This window comes from Candidatus Pelagibacter bacterium nBUS_30 (assembly GCF_051201245.1).
GTDB lineage: Bacteria > Pseudomonadota > Alphaproteobacteria > Pelagibacterales > Pelagibacteraceae > Pelagibacter.
On record NZ_CP172842.1, the window covers coordinates 607991 to 631243 of the forward strand.

Consider the following 23253-nt stretch of genomic DNA (forward strand, 5'->3'; position numbering starts at 1 on the left):
TATTTAGTATAATCACTTACTATTTCTAATATAGTTATTAAGATCTTCAGGAGTTCCCAGTCCATACATTTTATCAACATTATGAATTTTTACTTTTTTATTTTTAGATAAGAATTCGTTGTAAACTGGGCATACATAAAATTCATTATTAATTCGAAGATTTTTCTTAATCATTTCTTCAGAAGATGATACGTAATCTGAGCCATGTTTCCAATAGTAAACACCTACAGTTGCGTTTTTTGAAATAACTTTTTTTTCAGCAACTTCAATTACATAGCCTTCATCATTACATTTAGCATATGACCATTTGGGATGTATTGCTTCAAAAGTTAATATTGCACCATCTAAATTTTTTGAATTAAAATCATAAAGTGCTTTAGAGCTATTCCACTCTATATATTGATCAGAATTTGCAATTATCAAAGGATCAGAATTGTTAATAAATTCTTTAGCGAGCAAAGTTGTACAAGCAGCCCCTTCTGTTAAATGATCTAATTCAATTATTTTACATTCAGGTTGCAAGATCTTTAAAACACTTTTAATGTTAAATTTTATTTGATGATCTTTTTGAATAATGAAAATATAGTTTGCTTCTAAGTTTAAACTTTCTAAAACAAGCTGTATCATTGGCTTATTATTAACTTCTATTAAAGGTTTGGGAAACATGTAGCCAGCATCAAAAAACCTTTTTCCAGCCCCTGCCATTGGAATTAGTACATTCATTTTATTATCTTTCCAAGATATCTTATTAATATTGATATTTTTTTTAGATAATAACTGCAACTTAATTTTTTTCAAAGTTAATTCATTTAATTTTTTTATCGGTAATAATTTTGCACCAGATGATATAGCAGCTTCTCTACCATAATGTGAATCCTCAATTATTAAAGCTTCATTTGGATATATGCCAAAATGAATAAAAATTTTTAGATAAATTTCAGGATTTGGCTTTGGTTTATTAATGTCTTCGTTAGATAATTTGTAATCAATATATTTTAATATACCTAATTTACTCAAACATATTTCTAATGTAGATCTAACTGCATTAGTAGCTACAGCAATTTTATAATCTTTATGTAAATATCTAAGTATTTTTAAAATATTTTGATCTTTTTTAATATTTTTTTTTAAAATTTGTGAAGTTATTTTTTGTTTATAATTATTAATTTTTGAAAAATATTTAATTGGTAAGTTTTGTTTTTTATTCAAAATCCTAAGTTTTTCATTTGTAGGAAGACCGTCATAAATTTTATTATGATCATCTAAAGAAATTTCCTTAAACTTAAATTTTTTTAACGATATATTAAGAGCCTCAAAATGAATAAGTTTTGTATTTACAAGAACTCCATCTAAATCAAAAATTATTGTTTTAATCATTTTTTGTATCTTTCTATAAAATCAGAGCATACACCTAGGCACTCAATTTTTTTATAATTAGCAGTTTCTGGTAGAACACATATGCTTGATGTTAAAAGTTTTTTACCTGGATATGTCCAAAGAAAACCTTTGCTTGTAATTGTATAATCATCTTCTTGATGCCAAAAATAATGAGCATTAATTGTATTCAATGCCAATAATGCTTCGTGATTTTTTGCATGACACCAAATTTTTTTATTTAAAAGGAAATCAGAATTAGTTTCATATTGACTATAATCATGACCTAAAAAAAATTTATTATTTTCAAATCTTACATCAACTTCAACATCAAATCCTCTTTGCATAGCAAAATTTAAATAATCAGGCTTATTTTCATCATCTGACTGAATACCATTTAAATTACCCCTGTGTGAAATAAGCAACATTATTATTTATAATTTGAGAAAGTTTGCTTTACAATAGGAAATAGGCTAAATGATTAATGAAGAATTTTTGCCTAGAGATATGTCAATCATATATTTAGCTATTTTAGATTCGTTAAATAGTTTAAAATATTTTCTTTTCCCTTTTGCTGCAATTTGTTTTCTCAAATTATCATTTTTAGAATAAAAAATAATTTTTTCAGATAAGTCAGTTATATTTTTGTAAAAAATGATTTCGTCTTTGTTAAAAAAATCATTAAAATGAACTTTTTCATCAACAAATGTAAGTAAACCATTACCCATAATTGATGCTATTCTATTACTAGAATAATACTTTGTTGGTTTTCCTCTGCTTAAATTTAATCCCATTTTTGAGTTTATTAAAGCATTAAAAAAGTCATTACCCCAAATAGGTTGTTTGTTTGAAAAACCATAAAAATCATATTTTATACCAGATATTTTCTTAACAAGTTTATCTAAAAAAATTATTCTGTCATCTTCAATTCCTTTTTTTAAAACAGCTCTGTTAACACCATGGCTCATAGCATAAAAAAGATCTTTTTTTGGTTTTAAATTAAAAACATCATAACATTCAATGTTTCTATCAACAGGTACAAAGAAAAAATGAAAATTTTTATTCTCTTTTAGTACAGAAGGATCAGTTGAAATAAAGTTATGATCAACGATACTTGAATATAAATTGATATTTTGAATATTTTGTTTAGAATAATCAAGACTTGGCATTACAGGATCTTCATTCCATTGGGAAATAATCAAATTTTTATTTGAAGATTTTATTTCATGTATAGTTGGAATATCAATATTCTTAGTATGTCCAAAAAATAACAAATCTGGATTATAATTTTTAAAAGTTTCTTTTAAATATTTTTGGAAATTATATTTGTTTGGAATTACATTAAAAGACTTATTATGTTTAATATAGTCACGATCACTAATTTCCAAAACATCATGACCATTTCTAATAAAACCGTTGGTAAATTTTTTGCCCAAAGAAATATTAAAAAGTCTGTGATTAAGTTTTTGACCTTGGTTATATAAATTAACTATTTTGAGTTTATTTTTAATAATTGTAAGACCAAAACTGGGAACACAACTTGATCGAATTTGGTCAATTAATTTTGTATTTTCTGAAATTAAATGTTTTATATTGTTCTTGCTTGATTTTTGAATTTGTTTTCTAAATTTAGTATTAATGATTAATTTTTTAATTTCTTTGTACAATATTTTAAAATCAAGTTTTTTTAAAATTACAGCATAATCAGTTGTCTCTTTTAACCCTCCTCTATCAGATATTATAGTTGCACATCCTCTTGAGGAAGCTTCCATTGCAGTTCGTCCAAACGGTTCCTCCCATCTAGAAGGTACAATTGCAATTTCAGACTTGTTCAACAAATCTAGAGTGAATTTATGTTTTAAAAAACCTAATTCTTTATGATTTTTATGATTAATATAAATATCTCTTCGTTCTTCATCACCAACAGAAAAGGCTTTCCAATCAGGAAATTCATTCAGAATTTTAGTAATAGCTTTTTCATATAAGTCATATCCTTTTGAGTAATTTAGTTTACCTACAAAAGTAATAAATTTTTTTTTTGGTTTTTCTTTTTGCTTCTTTACACTTGGGTACACAACTTCAGTTTTAGCTATAAGTTTTTTATCTAAATTTATAAAAAATCTATTTCTTGTCCACTCACTTACGAAAATTATTTTTTCTACTTGTTTTAATATAAGTAGTCTTTCATTAATAGTTTTTGATCCTTTCATTGACAATGGATCATTATGAAAATAAAAAAAATATTTACATTGAATTTTTTTTATAAGCTTGGCTAATATAATAGGTCTATTATGAACCTCAATAATATCAAAATTTTTATTATTTATATCTTTAGATAATTTGTTAACATATTCATTAGTTGAACTTCTAAATTTAGAATACAAATTCTTTAAAATTATATTTTTATAATTTTTAGTTAAATAATCTTTTGATTTTGTATTTCCATAAATATAATTTTTATCTTTATGAATTGAGTCTTTAAAGAATTCAGAAACCCAAAGAGAAGCTGCGGAGGCCTTATCAACAGAATAATTTTCTTTGTAAGGTAAAATTGTAGCAATTTTAAGAATTTTTTTTTTTGAAATCATTAATTAATCTTGATCTTCTATTTTTATCTTTTTTAAGTTTATATTCAAATGAAAGAGCCTTATTTTTTGAATAAAATCTTTTTTTAAATACTAGCTCCCATTTATAACCTTTTGTAGACTTTGCACCTAAATTTGTATTGTGTTTATCTATTCTTTTAAGAAGGTTATTTGTATAACCTACATAAGACTTATTATAAAAACCCTTTAAGGTTTTTATTAAATATACATAGTAAACCATATCATGATTTGTCTTGTTTGGCGGTCCCTGGGGGAATCGAACCCCCCTTTGCAGGATGAAAACCAGCTGTCCTAACCGATAGACGAAGGGACCATTTGAGGATCTTTTATTTTAAAAGCTAATATATTTCAAGCTCAATTAACTGAAAGTATCAAATCTTTTATATTAAGCTGTAATGACTTTTTATTGTTCCAAGAGTTTTCAGTAATTTGTGCAATTATATTAATTTGTTTTTTGTAAGATAACAGATATTGACCTACTTTAGTATTTGCACAATTAAAACAAATTGCCTTAATAGAAGTACCTATGTGAGGTTTTATTATAACATTCACATGACTCTCACTAACTATATTAGATTTTAATATTTTTACATTTTTGATTAAAAATATAGGTAAAATATTACCATTTCCAAAAGGACCTAATTTATTAATTTCGTTAAATAAGTTTGTATTTATGGATGTAGCAGAAATCTCAGCATCATATCTAAAAACAGTTTCTAAATCTTTAATATTTTTTTTGTAATCTTTTTGAATAAAATTATCTAGTAACAAAACATTTTCCTTTTTCAAAGAAAATCCAGCTGCCATATTGTGACCACCACCGTTTTGTATTATCTTTTTTTCAATAAGTAGTTTTATTAATTTACCAATGTTGTAATCTTTTGTTGATCTAGCTGAAGCTTTTAAGATTTTGTTTGATTTTGTAATTACAATAGATGGTTTATTAAAATAATCTTTTAATCGTGCTGCGATAATGCCAATAAGTCCTTCATTAATATTAGCATTATAATAGATTATAACTTTTTGATTTTGTTTATTAATTTTTTCATAATCAATTTCATCTAATATATTTTGTTCTAATATTTTTCTTTTTTCATTAAGTTTAATTAATTCAATAGATCTTTTTTGAATTAATTTAGGATCATCAGTAGTTAATAGTTCTGTACCATAATTAGAAAAACCAAGTCTCCCACCAGAATTTATTATGGGGCCAATTAAAAAACCCAAGTCTTCAATTGAAAATTGTTTACTTAGACCGAGTTGATCAAATATAAATTTAAATACAGCGTTATCATTTATTCTAAAATTTTTAATTACATTGGATGCTATAATTTTATTAATTTTTCTTAAGGGCATAACATCGCAAACCGTTGCTAGTAAAACGTATATTAAATATTTATCTATTCTAAAATTTGAATTATTCTTCTTTATAAAATAATCTAAAAAAAAATAAGTTAAACTAGTGGCACACAAATAAATATCTTCGTCATAAGTATTTTTTTTTTTAGGATTTATAATTATATTTGACTTTGGATAAGGTTTATTTATTTCATGATGATCTAATATTATTGATTTAATCTTATTTTCATTAAGAAAATCTATTGCTTCATTGGATGTTGATCCACAATCAACCATTATTACTAGTTTTGGTTGATTTAAAATGAGTTTTTGAAAAAGTTTTTTAGTAGCACCGTAACCATCTTTTACTCTATCGGGTATATAATAAAAGTGTGGTTGTTTGATATAGTTAAAATATCTAACTAGTAATGAAGTTGCTACTGTTCCATCAGCATCATAATCGCCTAGAATACATATTTTTTCATTATTCCTAATAGAGATATTTAATATTTCAGAAGCACCTTTAAAATCACTATCATTTTTAAAAATATTAATAATTTTTAAATTGTTATTTATGTTGCTAATTTCATCCTCATCAAAATTTCTTGAAACAATTAATTTTGATAAAATTTCATTAAACATGTAATCTTGTTTAATTTTTTCAACTGAATTTTTATTTACTTTACGTTCGATCCAATTTTTACCAGAAACAGAAATCATTCATTAATTGAATTAACATTTTTTACTAACTTTTTATAATTTGTGTTTTTATGCGTAATTAAAGTTTCTGAAATGTATCTATCTTGATCTAAAGTAATGCCTTTAATAAAACTGCTATCTGTAATTCCTGTTGCGCAAAATATTGAATCTCCTTTTATTATTTCGCTTAATTCATACTTCTTATCTAAATCTTTAATCCCCATAGTTTTAGCTTGCTGAATATCTTTTTCATTATCAAAAATAAATCTACCTTGAAAATGACACTCAAATGAATCGAGTGCTGATGCAGCTAGTACACCTTCTGGACCACCTCCTATACCCATAAACATGTCAATATTATATTTTGGATCTGATACATAAAGAGCACCTAAAACATCTCCATCTGAGATTAATTTAACATTTACATTCAAATCATTCAATTCATCAATAATTTCTTTGTGTCTAGGTCTATCCAATATGCAAACTGTTAATGATGAGATATCTTTATTTTTAAATTCAGATAAATTTTTTATATTTTCTTTTAATGGATAATCAAGGTCAATTAATCCTTTTTCGATTTTTCCTGTTGCTATTTTATTCATATAGGTTTCTGGTGCGTTAAATAAATTTCCTTTTTCAGCTATAGCCAAAACAGTTAAACCACCAGGCAAATTATTTGCCACAAAATTAGTTCCTTCAACTGGATCTACAGCGATATCAAAATCTGGACCATTTTTAGTACCAAGAATTTCTCCAGTGTAAAGCATAGGAGCTTCATCTAAACTACCCTCACCTATGACCACTTCACCAGTCATATTTATTTTGTTTAATTCTGTTCTCATTGAATCTACGGCTGCTTTATCAGCCCCTATCTTATCTTTTTTACCTATAAAAAATGATGATGCGTAAGCTGCTCTTGAAGTTATATTAATAAATTGATCAATAAATTTTTTATCTATTGCCATTAAATTTTTTCATCAATTAATTCTTTCTCAATTATTTGAGATTCAAATTCTCTTAATCTTTTATAAACGCTCGCTAGTTCAATGATTGTTGGCCATGATTTTAATAGATACTGCATAGACCCTTCTACCCTTCCAAAAGCTCTTATAATTTGCTGCATAACCCCTAAAGTGACAACACCAGCAACTATTGCTGGTGCTAAAAACACATAAGCTGACAATACATTAGCCTGCAAATAAGCCATTCTACCAATATTAAAATATAAATAACGAACATAACTTAAAAAATGAATTGAACGAACATCTGTAAATAGTTCATCAATTGTTTTTGGTCTCACATTCTGATCATCTTCGGCTATTACTAATATTTTTCTATATGCGGCTTCTTTTTTTTGAAGGTCATATTCTACACCAACTAATCTTAATACCCAGCCCAATCCAATTAAAAATATTGTTCCTCCAAGTGTCCAAAGTAATGCTCCTGTAATTAAACCATATTGCCAATCACCAAAAAAGAAAATTGGAATACCAATAGATAAACCAAGTAAAATTGGAACAAATTGAAATAGAACCATTACTGACTCAATAAAGCTTGTACCTAGACCTTCCATAATACGCGTAAATTTAATTGTATCTTCTTGAACTCTTTGGGATGCACCTTCTATCTTTCCAGCTTTATCATAAACACTATGATACCATTCTACCATTGCTGTTCTCCACCTAAACAAATAGTGAGCTGTAAAAAAACTAATAGCAACATAAAGAGCGATATACATACCCGCTAATGTGATAAATGAAGCTAAACTTGACCAATATTCTTCAATTGTTATTGCATTAGGTGAAGCAAGAGCTTTTTGTATCATGTCATAAAATATGCCAAACCATTCATTTATTTTTACATCTATTTTAACTTGTACCCATAAAGATGATAAAATAATTAGAGACCCTAACCATGACCATACAAACCATTTTTTTAATTTAAAAAATCTAAACATAGTTTATTTTAAAAAATTATCAGCGTATGATTTTTTAACAGTTTTTCTTTTCTTTGGTTCAATTAAATCATAATCAATTTTCTTTTTTTTTGCATAATTGATTGCTAATTCTTTAGATGAAAACTCAAGCTTAAGTTCGGTCAATGTATCAGTAGAACTTTCCCAGCCCATTAAAGGATTTTTTGTAGGATCTTTAGTTTTAAATTCTAACACCCATTTATTATTTTTTGCAATACCTGACTGCATAGGGTTTTTATTTGGAATATAAATTATAGCTTTATTCATAAATGCTGGTCGGAGTGGCAGGATTCGAACCTGCGACCCTCTGGTCCCAAACCAGATGCGCTACCAGGCTGCGCTACACTCCGATCCGAGTACTATTACAGCACATTTTAATTATTTAAAAGGATAAATATATGCAAATTAAAGGTAATTTTAATAGAATCTGATATAAAAAAATTATGATTATTGAGTGCTTAAATTGTAATAAAAAATTCAATGTTGAAGATGAGCTTATACCTGAGGGAGGTAGATTAATCCAATGTGGATCTTGTGATTACAGTTGGCACTATAAAAATGAAAATATTAGCTTTGAAAATCTAGTCGCTGATAATGATAATAATCAAAAAACTCCAGTATTAGAAGATATTCAGAAGAGTGATAATAACAGGAATGTAGTAGATGATGATGCGCCGGGAATAAAAAAAAATGAAACAATTACAGAATTAACTAAAATAAAAAAAAATAATAAAATTAATAATACGAAAGTTGAAAATAATAGAGTAGTTAATTTCTTTTCTTATTTATTAGTTTTTATTATTTCTCTTGTAGCCTTAATAATCTTAATAGATACTCTAAAATCACCTTTAATTAACTTTTTTCCAGAACTAGAAATTATTTTATTCAACCTTTTTGAATTATTGAAAGATGTGAAACTATTTATTATTGATTTAACTTAATTTTTTTATGATTAATTATTTGTCAAAACCTTTTAAATGGTTTTTTAAATTAGAAGCAGCAAGTGGTTTAGTTTTGTTAATAGCAGCTATAATTGCTCTTATTGTAAGTAATAATGAATTTAGTGATGTTTATTTCAATTCTTTAGAAACATATTTGTTTATCGGAATAAATGAATTTGGATTAAAACTTTCAGTACATCATTGGATTAATGATGCTTTAATGGCAATTTTTTTCTTTTTTGTTACTTTAGAAATCAAAAGGGAATTTATTCAAGGCGAACTTTCAAACATCAAACAAGCTCTTTTACCAATTATTGCAGCTGTCGGGGGAATGTTAGTGCCTGCACTTTTTTATGTTTTTATTAACTGGGGCAATACTGAAACAATGAATGGATGGGCCATACCATCTGCAACAGACATAGCTTTCTCATTAGGAATATTATCTTTATTAGGTTCAAGAGTTCCAATGTCACTAAAAGTTTTTTTAACTGCATTAGCAATAATTGATGATTTAGGAGCTATTTTAATTATTGCTTTTTTTTATTCTGGAGAATTAAGCGTTCCATATCTAAGCCTTATTTTATTAAGTTATATACTTCTTTTAATTTTAAATAAATTTTCAGTAAAAATATTTACGCCTTATTTATTTATTGGATTATTTATGTGGTTTTTTACATACAAATCAGGAATTCACGCGACTATAGCTGGTGTTTTATTAGCTTCAGTAATTCCTCATAGAATTAAAGATAAAGATTTTTCTTTACTTGTCAAAATAGAGCATGCAATTTCTCCTTATGTGGCTTTCATGATAATGCCACTCTTTGCATTTGCAAATGCTGGAGTGAATTTAGATGGTTTGTCACTATCTAGTTTAATGGCCCCTGTCCCACTAGGTATTTTATGTGGACTTTTTTTTGGTAAACAAATCGGTGTATTATTATTTTCTTACATATCAATTAAATTTAAATTTGCCGAAGCTCCAAATAATTCAAATTGGTTAAGTTTATATGGTGTTTCAATATTGACAGGTATAGGTTTTACTATGAGTTTATTTGTTGGAAACTTAGCCTTTGTGGAAAATACGCAATACATTGATGGTGTTAAGATTGGAGTTTTGACAGGATCGTTACTTTCAACTATTTTTGGTTATATTTTATTGTTGGTTTCAGCTAAAAAATAGATGATAAAGCATAAAATATTAATCTATACTATAATTTTCATGTTCTCATTCTTAAACAAAGGTACTTCAGAAAATACCAAAACATTATTTGACTTTAAAATTAACTCTATAAATGGAGATGAGTTAAACTTTTCAGATTTTAAGGGACAGACATTGTTATTGGTAAATGTTGCAAGTAACTGTGGTTTTACAAAACAGTATGATGATCTTCAAAAATTATATGAAGATTTTAAAGATAAAGGATTTACTGTAATTGGCATACCATCTAATCAATTTGGTAATCAAGAACCAGGAGCAAACTCTGAAATTAAAGATTTTTGTGAAACTAATTTTAATATTACTTTTCCGATGACAAGCAAATATGATGTTAAAGGTGATAATGCACACCCTATATATTTATGGGCTAAAGAAACTTTTGGAAGCTCAACAGTGCCTAAGTGGAATTTTCATAAAATATTGATAAACAAACATGGTAAAGTTGAAGACACATATGCATCTTTTACAAGCCCAATGTCTAAAAAAATAGTAAAAAAAATAGAGAAAATTTTATAAATTGATGGTTAAACCGTCATGAGCAGGAATAACATTTTTAGGTAATAATTTTTTAATTTTAACATAATCTATATCTGTATGTAGATTTGTTAATATTGCTTTTTTTGGTGAAAAAACTTTTATCATCTCTAATGATTTTTCTAAGTTAAAATGTGATGGGTGATTTCTGTACCACAAACAATCAATAACCAAATATTTTAAATTTTTAAAATATTTATAATCTTTATTAAATATTTTACTTACATCACTGATATATGCTAACTTTTTATCTATTATATAACATATAGAATGGACTTCACCGTGTTGTACTTTTATAGGTTTAATTTTTCTATTTTTCCTTGTGTCTTTGATCAATAAATTATTATTTATTCTATTTAGTTTAAGAGTAGCAGGATATTCTTTACTAAAATTATTAAAACAGTATGAAAAACTTTTCTTAAGATATCTAGAAGTAGCTTGATCAGCGAAAATATTAATTGGTTTCTTTTTTTTTATATAGAATGATCTTAAATCATTAATTCCATGGGTTTGATCAGCATGCATATGTGAATATAATACTTTATCAATTGATTTAATTTTTTGATTTAACATTTGTTGTCTCAAATCAGGAGAAGTATCTATTAAAACATTCTCTAAATTAGTTTTGATTAAAGCAGAACATCTAGTTCTAAAGTTTCTTTTATTTTTTGGATCACAAAAACCAAAAAAACCATCTGGTCTAGGGACACCCATTGAACTTCCACAACCCAATATAATAAATTTCATAAAATCTAACTAAAAAAAAGTTTATTAAAATTATTTGTTGTCAATTTAATAAGTTCAGTTTTGGTTAAATCTTTAATTTCAGCCAATTTTGTTGCTGTAAAATCAATAAAGGATGGTTCATTTTTTTTACCTCTGTTAGGTACAGGTGCCAAATAAGGGCTATCAGTTTCTATCAAAATTTTATCAAAAGGTAAAAATTTAAAGGTTTCTTGTAAATCTATTGAATTTTTAAAAGTTATTATTCCACTAGCTGAAAAAAAAGAATTCAATGTTAAAAGTTTTTCAGCAAATTTTTTTGAACCAGTAAAACAATGCATCAAAATTTTCAAATTTTTATCTTTATAACTATTTAAGATATCAAAAGTTTCATCCTCAGCATTTCTAGAGTGAATAATAATTGGAACATTTGCTTTAATTGAAGCCTCTATATGATTTTTGAAACTTGAAATTTGTTTATCTTTTTTGCTATTATTATAAAAAAAGTCTAAGCCCGTTTCGCCTATACCGATAATTTTGGGATTTTGATTCAATTTTTCAACAATAAAATCTGATGTAATTTGTTGATCAACACTTTCATGAGGATGGATACCAATTGTACCATAAATCATTTCGTCTATATTAATGATCTTTTTAATTCTTTCAAAACTCTCAAGTGTTGTAGAGATTGTTAATAGTTTTTTAATACCAATATTTTTTGAACGCTTAATAACATTTGATAAATCGCTTAATAATGGCTCATGATCTAAATGACAGTGTGAATCAATCATTTATTTTTTCTATCTTTTTAAAAAGTATATCAATTTTATTGATCTTGTTACCTTTTGTTAAAAATTCATTTTTTTTAATTGAAGATATATCTATATCTTTTTCTTTTAAATCAAATATTTTCAAAGCTTTTAAGGATGACTCAGGAATAATTGGATATAGTAAAAAACTAATCTTTCTAACAATTTCAAGTGTTGTGTACACTATAGTATTTAATCTTATATTATTGTCTTTTTTCTTCCAAGGTTCTTGGTCATTAAAATATTTATTAGCCTCAAATAATGAATTAATAATATAATCTATATAAAAATTTATGTCCTGGCTGTCTATCTTGGACCTTATAATATCAAGATTGTTTTTATATTTATCTAAAATTTCCAAATCATCTTCTTGAAAGTCAATTTTTTTTGGTATTAAGCTGTTACAATTTTTAATAGCAAAGGCTGTAACACGTTGACATAAATTACCAAAATTATTTGCTAAATCACTATTTATACAATCTTCCAATCTATCTTGAGATATATTGCCATCATTACCAAATGAGACTTCCTTTATTAAATAGTATCTTAAGGGGTCTAGTCCATATTGGTTAATTATTTCAATTGGATCTAAAATATTTCCTTTAGACTTAGACATTTTTTCATTATCTGACAGAATCCAACCATGTCCATAGACTTTAGAGGGTAATTCAATTTTAGCTGCAAGTAAGAATGCAGGCCAATATACAGCATGAAATCTAAGAATGTCTTTTCCTATTAAATGAACAGATGCAGGCCAAAATTTTTCAAATAATTTATCTTTTGTATTTGGATAATTTAATGCGCTGATATAGTTGGTAAGTGCGTCAAGCCAAACATATATTACATGATCTTTATTGTTTGGAACTTTTATACCCCAAGAAAAACTTTTTCTACTTACAGACAAATCTTTTAATCCACTTTTAACAAAACTTACGACTTCATTTTTTCTAGACTCGGGAGATATAAAATTAGGATGAGAATCATAATAATCAAGCAGGGGTTTTTGCCATTTAGATAAACGAAAGAAATAAGACTCTTCTTCAATCCATTCAACTGATGATTTTGATGAAATAGATCTCTTTTTACTATCAATCTCTTCTATTTCATCTTCTGAATAAAAAGCTTCATCTGAAACTGAGTACCAGCCAGAATATTTTGATAAATAAATATCATCATTTTTTTCAAGTTCATTCCACAGATATTGGACACTTTCTTTATGTCTTTCTTCTGTTGTTCTTATAAAATCTGTATTAGTTAAATTAAGTGTTTTAGATAGATCACGGAATGTTTGACTTATTTGATTGCAAAAATCTAATGGTTTAATTTTTTGCTTTTCTGCAGATCGCTGAATTTTTAAACCATGTTCATCTGTACCAGTTAAGAAATGAACTTCATAACCATCAATTTTTTTAAATCTTGCAAAAAAATCTGCAATTATAGAAGAATACGCATGTCCCATATGAGGTTTTGCAGAAGGATAATAAATGGGTGTAGTTATATAAAATTTTTTACTCATTAAATATTTTGTCTTCAAATTCCATAAATAAAGCTTCCTCGTCGAGATTAAAAATTTTAGTAGTATTAATTTTTTTTAAAAAGTAATTATACATATTAATCAAGTCAATATTTTTAATAGATATATTATTTCTGAAATAAAGCTCTATTAATAAATAAATTAAATATTTAATTGACAGATCTTTCTTATATTTTCTATCTAATATAATTTTAGAAATTAAATCTTTTAAGTTTAAATTTTTTAAATCAATATTATTTATATTAGCAAAATTAATTATATTAAGTAATTGTCCTGGAGTACTATAGTAAGTTATAAATTCCTTATTTAAAAAATTATTTAAATTTTCGTTTAGTAATTTATTAGTTATGCTTATAGACTGCTCAAATGTTAATGAAATTTTAAAATTTAAACATCTAGATTTTAATGTAGGTAAAATTTTTTTATTATTATTTATCAGTATAAAATTAATATTATCATTAGGCTCTTCTAGTATTTTTAATAAAGCATTAATTGAATTTGTATTCAAAAGTTCAATATTATCTATTAATACAAATCTAGGTTTTGTATTAAAGGATGATTTATTTAGAGTTAAAATTAAATTTCTAATTTGGCCTATATCAATATTTTTTTTTTCTTGATTTACATCGACTAAAATAAAATTTGGATTTGATTTATTTTGAATTAATCTAAAAGATTTGTTTTCTGAATTTATTTGAAAATTTTTTAAATCATAAACACCGACCTCATCATTAGATAAAATAAGATTAATTAGATGATAGGCTAATGTAGATTTACCAACACCTTTTTCACCAGAAAAAAGAATCTTATTGGGTAAATAATCTTTTTTATAGAGTTTTAGTAAACTATTTATATGATCCTCATGTCCATACAACTTAGTTTGCTTAGAAGGATCTATATTCATTTTATTAATTGATCAATAGTATTCAAAATTAATTGTTCATTTTTTTTAATATCTAAATTTGAATTAACCAATTGGTATTTTTTTTTATTAGTATTGGATATTTTTACAAACCCTTTTTGAACCTCGTTATAAAAACTCATATCAAATTTATCATATCTATTTAGCGATTTTCTCTTTTTTAATCTAGAATATAAATTTTGTTTATTAACTAGATTAAGAAATGTAAAATCTACTTTAATATTTTTTAGTAAAAATTTATTTAAAATTTTAATTAAGTTAATATCGACTCCCATACCAAAATGTTGATAAGCAATAGTTGAGTCAGTAAATCTATCAATAAGTACCACCTTTTTCTTATATGAATTTTCTATGGTATTTATATTTTCACTTCTTGCAGCTAAATATAATAATAAATCAGTATTTTTATTAAAATCAGATTTATTGTTAAGAATAAGTCTTCTTATTTTTTCAGAGCTGACATTACCACCCGGTTCTCTAATCTTTATGTGTGTAATTTTTTTTTTTGTTAAATATTTAGATACAACAGATATGTGGTGACTTTTTCCACTACCTTCTATTCCTTCAAATACAATAATTGGTTTTTTAGACATCACCCCAAATCAGGTAATTAAGGGATTTTATTAGTCTTGATAAGAAGTTTACTTTTTTAATTTCTTCTGATGCCAATAAATCATATTCACCAACTAACTCATCATCATAAACTACTTTTAATATAGCAATTTTTTCATCTTTGCTAATTGGTGCCTCAATCGGACCATCATATTTAACATAAACTTTTAATAATTTTTTTTTTGCTTTTTTAATTGTTTTGTAAATATCTTCATTACTATAAGCATTAACAAAATCTTGTTTTCCGAGCCAAACATCGATTTTATAATCAGGAGTATTTGCTTTAACTATATGCACCAAATCATAATTAGTTAAGCCGTATGTAAGTAATTTTGAACTTTCTCTTGATCTTGCGTTTTTGGATTCAAACCCACTACCAACGGCTATAAGTCTTCTACCATTTCTATTTATTGAAGAAGCAAGAGAGTATTTTTCAACGGCAAGATATCCAGTTTTAATGCCATCTGCACCAAGGTTTTTGTATAATAAAGGATTTCTATTACCTTGAGTTATGGGGTCTCCACCAGTTCTATCCCACGTAAACTCTTTTTCTGCAAACCACTTATAAAATTCCGGATGTTCTTTAATTAGATATTTAGACATCTTTAAAATATCTCTCACAGTGGAATGATTTTCTGAGTTATTAATTCCAGATGAATTTGCAAAATTTGTATTTTCCATGTCTAATTCTGTTGCCTTTGCTGTCATTAAGATGGCAAACTCTTCTTCTGTACCAGCAATACCCTCAGCCAAAGCAACACATGCATCATTACCAGATGCAATAATTATTCCTTTCAACAAATTTTCAACAGTTACCTCATCTCCAACCATAATAAACATTGAAGAATATCCTGAGGTAGAAAGTCTCCATGCTTTTTCTGAAATGATAAATTTTTCATCTAATTTAATGTCACCCGATTTAATAAGATCAAAAGCAATAATTGCTGTCATAATCTTGGTCATAGATGCAGGATAAATAGATTTATCTGCATCCTTTTCATAAAGAATTTCACCAGAATGGTAGTCTTGAAGAATTGCTGAACGTGCCTTAACGTCAAAATCAGCAAAAGTAAATTCTACACTACAAAGGCTTAAAACAACAGATACAAATATTTTCTTAAACATCTTTTATAATTTCTAAATTTTCAAAATTTAATTTTCTAATTTTATTAAATGAGTCTTCTAGTTTTTTTATATCATTAAACGGTCCTAATAGTACCCTAAATTTTGTTTTCGATAATTTCTTTATAAGAGGATTCTTTAAATTGGTTTCTTTCTTAATTCTATTGATCATATTCTTAGCAGAATCTTTATAATAAAAATCAGCAACTTTTATTGAATAAAGAAATTTACTAGTTTTAATCTTATTTTTTTTCTTAATGGAGATACCTAAATTATCAATAGTTATTCCATCAACAGGTGCTTTTTCTGCAACTTTTTTTTCTTCATCAAAAGTTTTTGCTTTTTTTGCAATAAATGTTGAGTTTTGGGAAATTAAAACTAAATCTATATAAGGTTCTTTTAAGTTAAGTGACAATTCGTCAACAATTCTCTGTGTAATAACTGAATTATAGAAATCTGAAAAAACAACATTATTAGAGATTATTTCTGCAATAATTGTTTTTCCATTCGAGGGGTTTGTGATTTTTACAAAAGAATTCTTTTTTAAAGTTTTATGAAAAATTGATAATGATCTATTATCAATTTTTTTTGAAATTTTCTTATCTTTCTTTAATCTATCTTCATACACTAGAGCAAAACCAGAATTTTTGTATTTTAATATTGAGGTACGACTTAATGATTTTTCATTATAGTTAGATTCGTTACAACCTGTTAAAAATAAAATCCAAATTAAAATGATTAAATTTTTACAATTCATTAGCAAATTTATCTTTTAATGTGCAAACTGCTAATGAAAATCTTAATGATCTATTCCATTTTAAAATTATTTCGTAATTTTCAAAAACTATGTATGCAGGGTTTAATTTTTCAGCATCAGGAATAATATCTTTATCTGGAGTAATTATTGCTACAACCATATTATCAAATTTAACATCTAAAGCAGAGTCATCTATAATATATTTTCTAAAATACTCTAATTTTTTTTTGTCATGAAGATTTTTTGCTGAAACATTTAAATATTTATTTGGAATTTTCTTTGATAAATTAATTTTGTAAAAACATGGTTGTTGTTTTTTCCAGCCAATTTTACTTAGGTAATTTGCAGCTGAAGCATAAGCATCATTATTATTTTTAAGATCTATATAATTATTTTTGTCATAATCAATTGCATAATTTTTCATTGTGGATGGCATAAATTGAAAAAAACCAAAAGCTCCTGCCCAAGAACCATAAAGTGTTTTATAATCAATCTTTTTTGTTTCAATTAATCTTAATAAGATTAATAATTCATTTGAAAAAAATTCAGCTCTTCTTTCATCAAAACTTAAGGTAGCTAATGAAGACAAAATATCCATTTTACCTACATAAGTCCCAAAATTAGTCTCAATACCCATTAAAGATAATAATAATTCTTTTTCAATATTATATTTTTTTTCTATCGTATGAATTAAATCTAAATTTTTTTTATAAAAATTTAATCCAAATAGAACTTTTTTAGATGAAGTTCTTTTTGAAATGTAGGTTTTAGTATCTTCATAAAATTCAGGTTGATATCTGTCGTATTTTATAACATTTGGTAAAAATTTGATATTAGCAAGAACTGTATCGAATACTTCTTCAGAAATATTATTTTGTAACGCAACTTTTTTAAAATCTTTTTTCCATTTTTGAAATTTAATTTCATTATCAGGGTAAGCATTGGTAAAACTAAAAACTAGAATTATTAAAATATATTTAATTAGTTTCATATAAATCCTTTAAATATACAATTACAGCAATCCAGATAAAAATAAAGCTAACTAATTTGGTAATTGAAAAAGGTTCATCATAATAAAAAAAACCTAATAAAAACTGCAATGTAGGTGTTATATAAAAGATCATACCTGTAGGACCTAACCCACACAACTCAACACCCCTTACATATAAAAACAATGGAATTACAGTCATTGGCCCAGCAAGAAAAATAAAAAGCATCATAGGAGGGTTGGATAATTGAAAGTCGTTATAACCATTGTTGGTTATAAAAAAAAATGCGCCTAAAGCAAATGGTAAGATATATAAACTTTCAATTAAAAGTCCTATATCAGTATCTACATTAATTTTTTTTCTTAATAAATTATAAAAACCCCAACTAAAAGCGACTATTAAACCAACCCAAGGTAAAGATTTAAAACTTACTAATATTAAATATATGATTGAAATTGCGACTAGTATAATTGAAAAAATTCTTTTTTTATTTAGCTGCTCTTTAAAAAAAATATAGCCAAGCAAAACACTTAATATTGGCATCATAAAATAACCAAAACTTGCATCAATTATTCTATTAGTTGTAATTGCGTAAATCCATACTGCCCAATTAATAAAAATTAAAAAACCAGAAAAAAATAAATAAACTAAATATTTTTTATTTTTAATAATCTCAAAAAAAATATGCCATTTTGAAAAAAGAAAGGTTGTTACAATTAAGGTAAATGTAGTCCACAAACAACGATGCACAACAAGTTCAACATGCCCTATATAAGTAATGTACTTAAAATATAAAACACCAAAAAAACCCCACCAAAAAGAACCTAAACCAGCTAACAGTAGACCTTTATTAAACTCTTTATTCATATCAAGTAAGGTTTTAAATTTTTATTAGCTTTTATTAGACCATTTTATGGTTGAATTAAATAATTTTAATAATAAAACCTTTTCAACGGAGAGATGGCAGAGTGGTTGAATGCACCGGTCTTGAAAACCGGCAAAGGGGCAACTCTTTCCTGAGTTCGAATCTCAGTCTCTCCGCCACTATTTACAACCACTGTAATTAAAATTTTTAAACATAAGATTAATTTTATTATTAAGAAATTTATAATCTGTCTCCAAACCATTAAAAAAATTATAAAGATTAGTATCGTCAATATCTAGTAACTTTTCTAAATCAGCAAGATCTTCATTGTTTAATTCATCAATATATCTTTTTGTAAAAGCGCCTAATAATTTATCCATTTCTTTCGTACCGCGGTAATTAGAACGATAAATAATTTTTTTTTTTAATTGCTCTATATTGAGTATCATTATTAGAATATATAATACTTGTTAATGGATAATAAAAGTAATTATAAATACTTGCTGTCAGACTTAACTTCACTAAAAGGTGTTGGTATCAAAACAACAAATTTATTAAAGAAAAAAAAAATCAATAATGTTTTTGATTTATTATGGAAATTACCAAAATCTTATACTGATAGAAGTCTATCATCAAAAATTAAAGATCTAAAAATTGGTGAAAATCAAACTATCACTATAACAGTCAAAAAATATTCATTTCCTAGAGTAAGAAATTTACCTAATAGAGTTTTATGTTCTGATGAAACTGGAGACATTGATTGTATTTTTTTTAATAGCTATGAAGGATATGTTAGAAAAATTTTACCCTTAGGGAAAGAAGTGACCATAAGTGGTAAGATTGGATTTTTTAGAAACAAATACCAACTTACCAATCCTAAATATATATCAGAAGACTCATCGCTAATTAAACAAAAACACAATACATATGCTTTAACGGAGGGAATTTCGGAAAAACTATATAACAGGATTATAAACCAAATAATTGATAAATTACCAATTTTAAATGAATGGCATTCTAACGAAATTCTAAACAAATTTGATAATATTAATTGGAATGACTCTATAAAAAAATTACATGATCCTGAAAATATCGGAAATTATAAAAAAAATTTTTATCAACGTTTAGCATTTGATGAAATCTTTTCTACATTCTTAGTAAATTCTGAAATAAGAAAAAAGATTAAGAAAATAAAAAAAAAAATAAGTTTTTTGACGAAAAAAAACAAAAACACTTAATTAATAAATTAGATTTTTCTCTTACTGATGATCAAAAAAAAACATTAAATGAAATAAATAAAGATTTATGTTCATCAAAAAAAATGTTTAGATTGTTACAGGGTGATGTTGGTAGTGGAAAAACAATAGTCTCTCTATTAGCAGCATTCAATACTGTAATATCTGGTTTTCAAGTAGCTGTAATGGCACCAACTGAAATTTTAGCAAGACAGCATTATAATCTTGCAAGAAAAATATTTCCAAAAAACCTAAATATTCAATTAATTTCAGGTAAATCAGATTATAAAACTAAAAAAGATATTTTGAATAAATTATCAACAAATGAAATTGATATAATTTTTGGAACACATGCGATTTTTCAAAAAAAAGTAAATTATAAAAATCTTGGTTTAATCATTATTGATGAACAGCACAAATTTGGAGTTAATCAAAGAAAGAGATTATCTGATAAAGGTGGCAATAACTGTGATATCTTATTAATGACAGCAACTCCAATTCCTAGAACCTTAACTATGACCATGTATGGAGATATGGATCTTTCAATTATTGCTGAAAAACCAAAATTAAGAAAACCTATTAAAACTTATAGTAAACTGGAAAGTAAAATTAACGATATAATTAAGTTTATTAAAAAAGAAATTAAAGCTGGAAATCAAATATTTTGGGTTTGCCCGCTAATTGAAGAGTCTAAGAAATTAGATCATTCATCTGCAGTCAAAAAATTTGAATACCTTCAAAAACTTTTTCCTAATCAAGTATCTTTACTACATGGTAAAACTGATATTGAAGAAAAAGAAATTATATTAAATAGTTTTTTAAAAAAAGAATTTAAAATTCTAGTTTCAACAACAATAATTGAAGTTGGAATTGATTTTCCAAATGCTAATGTAATAATAATAGAAAATGCTAATAAATTTGGATTATCACAGTTACATCAGTTGAGAGGTCGTGTTGGAAGAGGCAATAAAGACTCAACATGTATACTCATGTTTAAATCTAATTTAAGTGAAAATGCAAAAAAAAGAATAAATATTCTAAAGGAGTCTAATGACGGTTTTCATATTTCTGAGGAAGATATGAAGATTAGAGGTTTTGGTGATATTCTAGGTTTTAAACAAAGTGGTATAAAAAATTTTAAATTAGCAGATCCTATCCACAATAGTGATTTATTTTTATTAGCAGAGAAAGAAATTAGAAGAATTGAAAAATCAAATGAAGATATAAGTAAATTTAAACCACTAGTAAAATTATATGATAGAGCAGATATTATTAACGATATAGCTTAAGATTGCTTATCAGATGTGCCTGCTGAAACAATAAATTTTGACGCCTCTTCAAAAGTCATATTTAAATATATAACATCATCAACTGGAAACATTAGTAAGAAACCGCTAGTTGGGTTGGGTGTTGTTGGAACAAAAACATTAATTAATTTTTTATTAGTTTTTTTAGCCATCTCACCCCTATTCTCCTTAGTAGCAAATCCAACCGCCCAAACATCTTTTCTTGGATATTCAACAAGAACCACACTTTTTCTATCACTATCTGATTTGGAAAAAGTTTCTGTCATTTGAACGATAGCTGAATAAACTGTTCTTAAAAATGGTATTCTTTTAAAAAGATCGTCAATTAATTTTAAAATTCTTCTACCGAAAAAAGATAAAGAAAGTCCACCAACAATAGTTATTAAAATTATAGAAACAATGATTTCAATACCTGGTATATCAAATGCTAAGTAGTTATTAGGGTTGATATTTTTTGGAATTATTTTTGAAGATATACCAATTAAAATTTTACTTAAGTATAGAGTAAAACCTATTGGAATTAAAACAACCACACCAGTAATGAAGTAATTTCTAAGAGTTAATGATAAAGATTTTCGTTTAAAGTGTTTGGACATAAGATTAATTAAAGCTTGAATAAATAACAAAGACTATTGCTATAATAAACAAAACAACTAAAATTTTATTATTAAGATTCATAATTTAATGATATTAACAATTATATACACGAATGAATAGAAGAAAATTTTTATCATATGTTGGGTGTGGGTGTTGTGGGTTCGTGTTACCATCTTGTACCACCGCACCAATCACAGACAGAAAACAGCTTAAAATAGTTTCAGAATCAAAGTTAAATGCTCAGGCTGCTCTTATTTATGAAAAAATTAAAGAGAAAGAAAAAATGAGTGATGACAAAAAAACACTTGATGAAATAAAAGAAATTGGAAAAAAAATGGAAGATTCTATTTCTGAATATTTTGATAAAGAAAATTTAGATGACCCTACTAAGAATTTTAATTGGGAATATATATTAATTGATAAAAAAAAAGTTAGAAATGCTTGGTGTATGCCAGGTGGAAAAATCGCAATATACTCTGGAATACTTGAGGCTACAAAAAATACTAACGGGTTAGCTGCTGTAATGGGGCACGAAGTTGCTCATGCTGTTGCAAAACATTCTATAGAAAGAGCAAGTAGAGCGACTTTACTAAACACAGGCACACAGTTAATTGATATATTTAGTGGTGGAAAATTATCTCAAGTTAATAGAACAACTGGCATGAATACAGTTGGCCTTTTATCTCAACTTGGAATAATGAACCCATTTACAAGAAAACAAGAAAGTGAAGCAGATTATCTTGGAATGATTTTTTCATCTTTATCTGGTTACGATATAAGAGAAACAGTAAAGATCTGGGAGCGAATGAAAAAATTAAACAAAGGAAAAGAGCCACCAGAATTTATGAGCACACATCCTTCATCTGATAATAGAATAAAAAAATTAAATGAATGGATGAATGAAGTGATTTTAGATTATCCACCAATAAGATTAAGCTAAATATAAATAATGGTGAGCCCTGATGGACTCGAACCATCGACCCATTCCTTAAAAGGGAATTGCTCTACCAACTGAGCTAAGGGCCCACAAATTATTCAAACATGAACAGTTGTTATATACAGAATTATTATAATTTTTCAAACGTCAATTTGAACTAA

Annotated in this window: 25 protein-coding genes and 4 tRNA genes; 7 read left to right on the forward strand and 22 right to left on the reverse strand. The window is 25.9% G+C overall.

The features are described 5' to 3' along the window. Positions 1 to 12 precede the first annotated feature (12 nt). From ACIJYE_RS03320 to ACIJYE_RS03365, 10 genes are all read right to left on the reverse strand, one after another. A complete protein-coding gene (locus ACIJYE_RS03320; protein WP_435091171.1) occupies positions 13 to 1377 on the reverse strand; it encodes an HAD-IA family hydrolase in 1365 nt (454 codons plus the stop codon). Next, the gene (locus ACIJYE_RS03325; RefSeq protein ID WP_435091173.1) at positions 1374 to 1802 is read right to left on the reverse strand and encodes a hypothetical protein; all 429 of its coding nucleotides are present in this window, start codon (positions 1800 to 1802) and stop codon (positions 1374 to 1376) included. Before ACIJYE_RS03325 ends, ACIJYE_RS03320 begins: the two co-directional genes overlap by 4 nt. 45 nt (positions 1803 to 1847) lie before the next feature. Then, positions 1848 to 3962 (reverse strand): glycosyltransferase, encoded by a 2115-nt coding sequence (locus ACIJYE_RS03330; protein ID WP_435091174.1) that lies wholly within the window; start codon positions 3960 to 3962, stop codon positions 1848 to 1850. Then, positions 3937 to 4200, reverse strand: coding sequence for a GIY-YIG nuclease family protein (locus ACIJYE_RS03335; protein WP_435091175.1), 264 nt, complete (start codon positions 4198 to 4200; stop codon positions 3937 to 3939). The genes ACIJYE_RS03330 and ACIJYE_RS03335 overlap by 26 nt, the downstream gene beginning before the upstream one ends. 18 nt (positions 4201 to 4218) lie before the next feature. After that, positions 4219 to 4293 (reverse strand) — tRNA-Glu (locus tag ACIJYE_RS03340). A gap of 41 nt (positions 4294 to 4334) precedes the next feature. Continuing rightward, entirely contained in the window at positions 4335 to 6038 is a 1704-nt protein-coding gene (gene recJ, locus ACIJYE_RS03345; protein WP_435091176.1) for a single-stranded-DNA-specific exonuclease RecJ, read from the reverse strand. Then, positions 6035 to 6982, reverse strand: a complete 948-nt coding sequence (gene glpX / locus ACIJYE_RS03350; RefSeq protein WP_435091177.1) for a class II fructose-bisphosphatase — start codon at positions 6980 to 6982, stop codon at positions 6035 to 6037. The genes recJ and glpX overlap by 4 nt, the downstream gene beginning before the upstream one ends. Next, entirely contained in the window at positions 6982 to 7974 is a 993-nt protein-coding gene (locus tag ACIJYE_RS03355) for a putative transporter (RefSeq protein ID WP_435091178.1), read from the reverse strand. Before ACIJYE_RS03355 ends, glpX begins: the two co-directional genes overlap by 1 nt. Positions 7975 to 7977: 3 nt before the next feature. Next, positions 7978 to 8259: an ETC complex I subunit gene (locus ACIJYE_RS03360; protein ID WP_435091179.1), complete on the reverse strand. Its 282-nt coding sequence runs from the start codon at positions 8257 to 8259 to the stop codon at positions 7978 to 7980. A 6-nt stretch (positions 8260 to 8265) separates the two neighbouring features. Beyond that, positions 8266 to 8342, reverse strand: a tRNA-Pro gene (locus ACIJYE_RS03365). A 93-nt stretch (positions 8343 to 8435) separates the two neighbouring features. Between ACIJYE_RS03365 and ACIJYE_RS03370 the strand changes: the two genes are divergently transcribed. From ACIJYE_RS03370 to ACIJYE_RS03380, 3 genes are read left to right on the forward strand one after another with little or no spacing between them, the layout of a single operon-like run. Then, the gene (locus tag ACIJYE_RS03370) at positions 8436 to 8933 is read left to right on the forward strand and encodes a zinc-ribbon domain-containing protein (RefSeq protein ID WP_435091181.1); all 498 of its coding nucleotides are present in this window, start codon (positions 8436 to 8438) and stop codon (positions 8931 to 8933) included. 7 nt (positions 8934 to 8940) lie between these two features. Next, entirely contained in the window at positions 8941 to 10113 is a 1173-nt protein-coding gene (gene nhaA / locus ACIJYE_RS03375; RefSeq protein ID WP_435091182.1) for a Na+/H+ antiporter NhaA, read from the forward strand. Beyond that, complete coding sequence (locus ACIJYE_RS03380) at positions 10114 to 10665, forward strand: glutathione peroxidase (RefSeq protein ID WP_435091183.1); 552 nt, start codon at positions 10114 to 10116, stop codon at positions 10663 to 10665. Here ACIJYE_RS03380 and ACIJYE_RS03385 read toward each other — a convergent pair. From ACIJYE_RS03385 to rarD, 9 genes are read right to left on the reverse strand one after another with little or no spacing between them, the layout of a single operon-like run. Next, positions 10660 to 11430: an MBL fold metallo-hydrolase gene (locus ACIJYE_RS03385; protein ID WP_435091185.1), complete on the reverse strand. Its 771-nt coding sequence runs from the start codon at positions 11428 to 11430 to the stop codon at positions 10660 to 10662. The genes ACIJYE_RS03380 and ACIJYE_RS03385 overlap by 6 nt on opposite strands. A 5-nt stretch (positions 11431 to 11435) precedes the next feature. Continuing rightward, complete coding sequence (locus tag ACIJYE_RS03390) at positions 11436 to 12197, reverse strand: TatD family hydrolase (RefSeq protein ID WP_435091186.1); 762 nt, start codon at positions 12195 to 12197, stop codon at positions 11436 to 11438. After that, entirely contained in the window at positions 12190 to 13731 is a 1542-nt protein-coding gene (metG, locus tag ACIJYE_RS03395) for a methionine--tRNA ligase (RefSeq protein WP_435091187.1), read from the reverse strand. Before metG ends, ACIJYE_RS03390 begins: the two co-directional genes overlap by 8 nt. Beyond that, positions 13724 to 14653 carry an AAA family ATPase gene (locus ACIJYE_RS03400; RefSeq protein ID WP_435091189.1) on the reverse strand — a complete coding sequence of 310 codons (930 nt, stop codon included), beginning with the start codon at positions 14651 to 14653 and terminating at the stop codon, positions 13724 to 13726. The genes metG and ACIJYE_RS03400 overlap by 8 nt, the downstream gene beginning before the upstream one ends. Further along, the gene (gene tmk / locus ACIJYE_RS03405) at positions 14650 to 15264 is read right to left on the reverse strand and encodes a dTMP kinase (protein WP_435091191.1); all 615 of its coding nucleotides are present in this window, start codon (positions 15262 to 15264) and stop codon (positions 14650 to 14652) included. The genes ACIJYE_RS03400 and tmk overlap by 4 nt, the downstream gene beginning before the upstream one ends. Then, positions 15257 to 16408: a D-alanyl-D-alanine carboxypeptidase family protein gene (locus ACIJYE_RS03410; protein ID WP_435091192.1), complete on the reverse strand. Its 1152-nt coding sequence runs from the start codon at positions 16406 to 16408 to the stop codon at positions 15257 to 15259. The genes tmk and ACIJYE_RS03410 overlap by 8 nt, the downstream gene beginning before the upstream one ends. Beyond that, the gene (locus ACIJYE_RS03415; protein ID WP_435091194.1) at positions 16401 to 17162 is read right to left on the reverse strand and encodes a hypothetical protein; all 762 of its coding nucleotides are present in this window, start codon (positions 17160 to 17162) and stop codon (positions 16401 to 16403) included. Before ACIJYE_RS03415 ends, ACIJYE_RS03410 begins: the two co-directional genes overlap by 8 nt. Then, positions 17152 to 18153, reverse strand: a complete 1002-nt coding sequence (locus ACIJYE_RS03420) for a lytic murein transglycosylase (RefSeq protein ID WP_435091195.1) — start codon at positions 18151 to 18153, stop codon at positions 17152 to 17154. The genes ACIJYE_RS03415 and ACIJYE_RS03420 overlap by 11 nt, the downstream gene beginning before the upstream one ends. Continuing rightward, the gene (gene rarD, locus ACIJYE_RS03425; RefSeq protein ID WP_435091196.1) at positions 18140 to 19018 is read right to left on the reverse strand and encodes an EamA family transporter RarD; all 879 of its coding nucleotides are present in this window, start codon (positions 19016 to 19018) and stop codon (positions 18140 to 18142) included. The genes ACIJYE_RS03420 and rarD overlap by 14 nt, the downstream gene beginning before the upstream one ends. An 87-nt stretch (positions 19019 to 19105) precedes the next feature. Between rarD and ACIJYE_RS03430 the strand changes: the two genes are divergently transcribed. Continuing rightward, positions 19106 to 19195 (forward strand) — tRNA-Ser (locus ACIJYE_RS03430). On the opposite strand, the gene ACIJYE_RS03435 is transcribed toward ACIJYE_RS03430, so the two are convergent. After that, positions 19196 to 19465: a succinate dehydrogenase assembly factor 2 gene (locus ACIJYE_RS03435; protein ID WP_435091197.1), complete on the reverse strand. Its 270-nt coding sequence runs from the start codon at positions 19463 to 19465 to the stop codon at positions 19196 to 19198. It lies immediately after the preceding tRNA gene. Positions 19466 to 19489: 24 nt separating this feature from the next. On the opposite strand from ACIJYE_RS03435, the gene ACIJYE_RS03440 reads away from it, so the two are divergent. Both ACIJYE_RS03440 and ACIJYE_RS03445 read left to right on the forward strand, forming a co-directional pair. Continuing rightward, complete coding sequence (locus tag ACIJYE_RS03440; protein ID WP_435091198.1) at positions 19490 to 20254, forward strand: OB-fold nucleic acid binding domain-containing protein; 765 nt, start codon at positions 19490 to 19492, stop codon at positions 20252 to 20254. Between the two features lie 53 nt (positions 20255 to 20307). Beyond that, on the forward strand, positions 20308 to 21540 hold the full coding sequence (locus ACIJYE_RS03445; protein ID WP_435091261.1) for an ATP-dependent DNA helicase RecG: 1233 nt from the start codon (positions 20308 to 20310) through the stop codon (positions 21538 to 21540). On the opposite strand, the gene ACIJYE_RS03450 is transcribed toward ACIJYE_RS03445, so the two are convergent. Next, positions 21537 to 22154: a DUF502 domain-containing protein gene (locus tag ACIJYE_RS03450; protein WP_435091200.1), complete on the reverse strand. Its 618-nt coding sequence runs from the start codon at positions 22152 to 22154 to the stop codon at positions 21537 to 21539. The genes ACIJYE_RS03445 and ACIJYE_RS03450 overlap by 4 nt on opposite strands. Positions 22155 to 22267: 113 nt before the next feature. On the opposite strand from ACIJYE_RS03450, the gene ACIJYE_RS03455 reads away from it, so the two are divergent. Next, positions 22268 to 23095 carry a M48 family metallopeptidase gene (locus ACIJYE_RS03455; protein ID WP_435091202.1) on the forward strand — a complete coding sequence of 276 codons (828 nt, stop codon included), beginning with the start codon at positions 22268 to 22270 and terminating at the stop codon, positions 23093 to 23095. 10 nt (positions 23096 to 23105) lie between these two features. On the opposite strand, the gene ACIJYE_RS03460 is transcribed toward ACIJYE_RS03455, so the two are convergent. Beyond that, positions 23106 to 23181: transfer RNA gene (locus tag ACIJYE_RS03460), tRNA-Lys, on the reverse strand. Positions 23182 to 23253: the final 72 nt, after the last annotated feature.

What these genes read in the sequence shown, in the direction of transcription:
- recJ (WP_435091176.1), bottom strand. Translation starts at nt 6,038, where the DNA reads ATGATTTCTGTTTCTGGTAAAAATTGGATCGAACGTAAAGTAAATAAA.
- ACIJYE_RS03415 (WP_435091194.1), bottom strand. Translation starts at nt 17,162, where the DNA reads ATGAATTGTAAAAATTTAATCATTTTAATTTGGATTTTATTTTTAACA.
- ACIJYE_RS03330 (WP_435091174.1), bottom strand. Translation starts at nt 3,962, where the DNA reads ATGATTTCAAAAAAAAAAATTCTTAAAATTGCTACAATTTTACCTTAC.
- ACIJYE_RS03360 (WP_435091179.1), bottom strand. Translation starts at nt 8,259, where the DNA reads ATGAATAAAGCTATAATTTATATTCCAAATAAAAACCCTATGCAGTCA.
- metG (WP_435091187.1), bottom strand. Translation starts at nt 13,731, where the DNA reads ATGAGTAAAAAATTTTATATAACTACACCCATTTATTATCCTTCTGCA.
- ACIJYE_RS03325 (WP_435091173.1), bottom strand. Translation starts at nt 1,802, where the DNA reads ATGTTGCTTATTTCACACAGGGGTAATTTAAATGGTATTCAGTCAGAT.
- glpX (WP_435091177.1), bottom strand. Translation starts at nt 6,982, where the DNA reads ATGGCAATAGATAAAAAATTTATTGATCAATTTATTAATATAACTTCA.
- nhaA (WP_435091182.1), top strand. Translation starts at nt 8,941, where the DNA reads ATGATTAATTATTTGTCAAAACCTTTTAAATGGTTTTTTAAATTAGAA.
- ACIJYE_RS03455 (WP_435091202.1), top strand. Translation starts at nt 22,268, where the DNA reads ATGAATAGAAGAAAATTTTTATCATATGTTGGGTGTGGGTGTTGTGGG.
- ACIJYE_RS03435 (WP_435091197.1), bottom strand. Translation starts at nt 19,465, where the DNA reads ATGATACTCAATATAGAGCAATTAAAAAAAAAAATTATTTATCGTTCT.
- ACIJYE_RS03335 (WP_435091175.1), bottom strand. Translation starts at nt 4,200, where the DNA reads ATGGTTTACTATGTATATTTAATAAAAACCTTAAAGGGTTTTTATAAT.
- tmk (WP_435091191.1), bottom strand. Translation starts at nt 15,264, where the DNA reads ATGTCTAAAAAACCAATTATTGTATTTGAAGGAATAGAAGGTAGTGGA.
- ACIJYE_RS03450 (WP_435091200.1), bottom strand. Translation starts at nt 22,154, where the DNA reads ATGTCCAAACACTTTAAACGAAAATCTTTATCATTAACTCTTAGAAAT.
- ACIJYE_RS03420 (WP_435091195.1), bottom strand. Translation starts at nt 18,153, where the DNA reads ATGAAACTAATTAAATATATTTTAATAATTCTAGTTTTTAGTTTTACC.
- ACIJYE_RS03410 (WP_435091192.1), bottom strand. Translation starts at nt 16,408, where the DNA reads ATGTTTAAGAAAATATTTGTATCTGTTGTTTTAAGCCTTTGTAGTGTA.
- ACIJYE_RS03355 (WP_435091178.1), bottom strand. Translation starts at nt 7,974, where the DNA reads ATGTTTAGATTTTTTAAATTAAAAAAATGGTTTGTATGGTCATGGTTA.
- rarD (WP_435091196.1), bottom strand. Translation starts at nt 19,018, where the DNA reads ATGAATAAAGAGTTTAATAAAGGTCTACTGTTAGCTGGTTTAGGTTCT.
- ACIJYE_RS03390 (WP_435091186.1), bottom strand. Translation starts at nt 12,197, where the DNA reads ATGATTGATTCACACTGTCATTTAGATCATGAGCCATTATTAAGCGAT.
- ACIJYE_RS03320 (WP_435091171.1), bottom strand. Translation starts at nt 1,377, where the DNA reads ATGATTAAAACAATAATTTTTGATTTAGATGGAGTTCTTGTAAATACA.
- ACIJYE_RS03400 (WP_435091189.1), bottom strand. Translation starts at nt 14,653, where the DNA reads ATGAATATAGATCCTTCTAAGCAAACTAAGTTGTATGGACATGAGGAT.
- ACIJYE_RS03440 (WP_435091198.1), top strand. Translation starts at nt 19,490, where the DNA reads ATGGATAATAAAAGTAATTATAAATACTTGCTGTCAGACTTAACTTCA.
- ACIJYE_RS03385 (WP_435091185.1), bottom strand. Translation starts at nt 11,430, where the DNA reads ATGAAATTTATTATATTGGGTTGTGGAAGTTCAATGGGTGTCCCTAGA.
- ACIJYE_RS03370 (WP_435091181.1), top strand. Translation starts at nt 8,436, where the DNA reads ATGATTATTGAGTGCTTAAATTGTAATAAAAAATTCAATGTTGAAGAT.
- ACIJYE_RS03380 (WP_435091183.1), top strand. Translation starts at nt 10,114, where the DNA reads ATGATAAAGCATAAAATATTAATCTATACTATAATTTTCATGTTCTCA.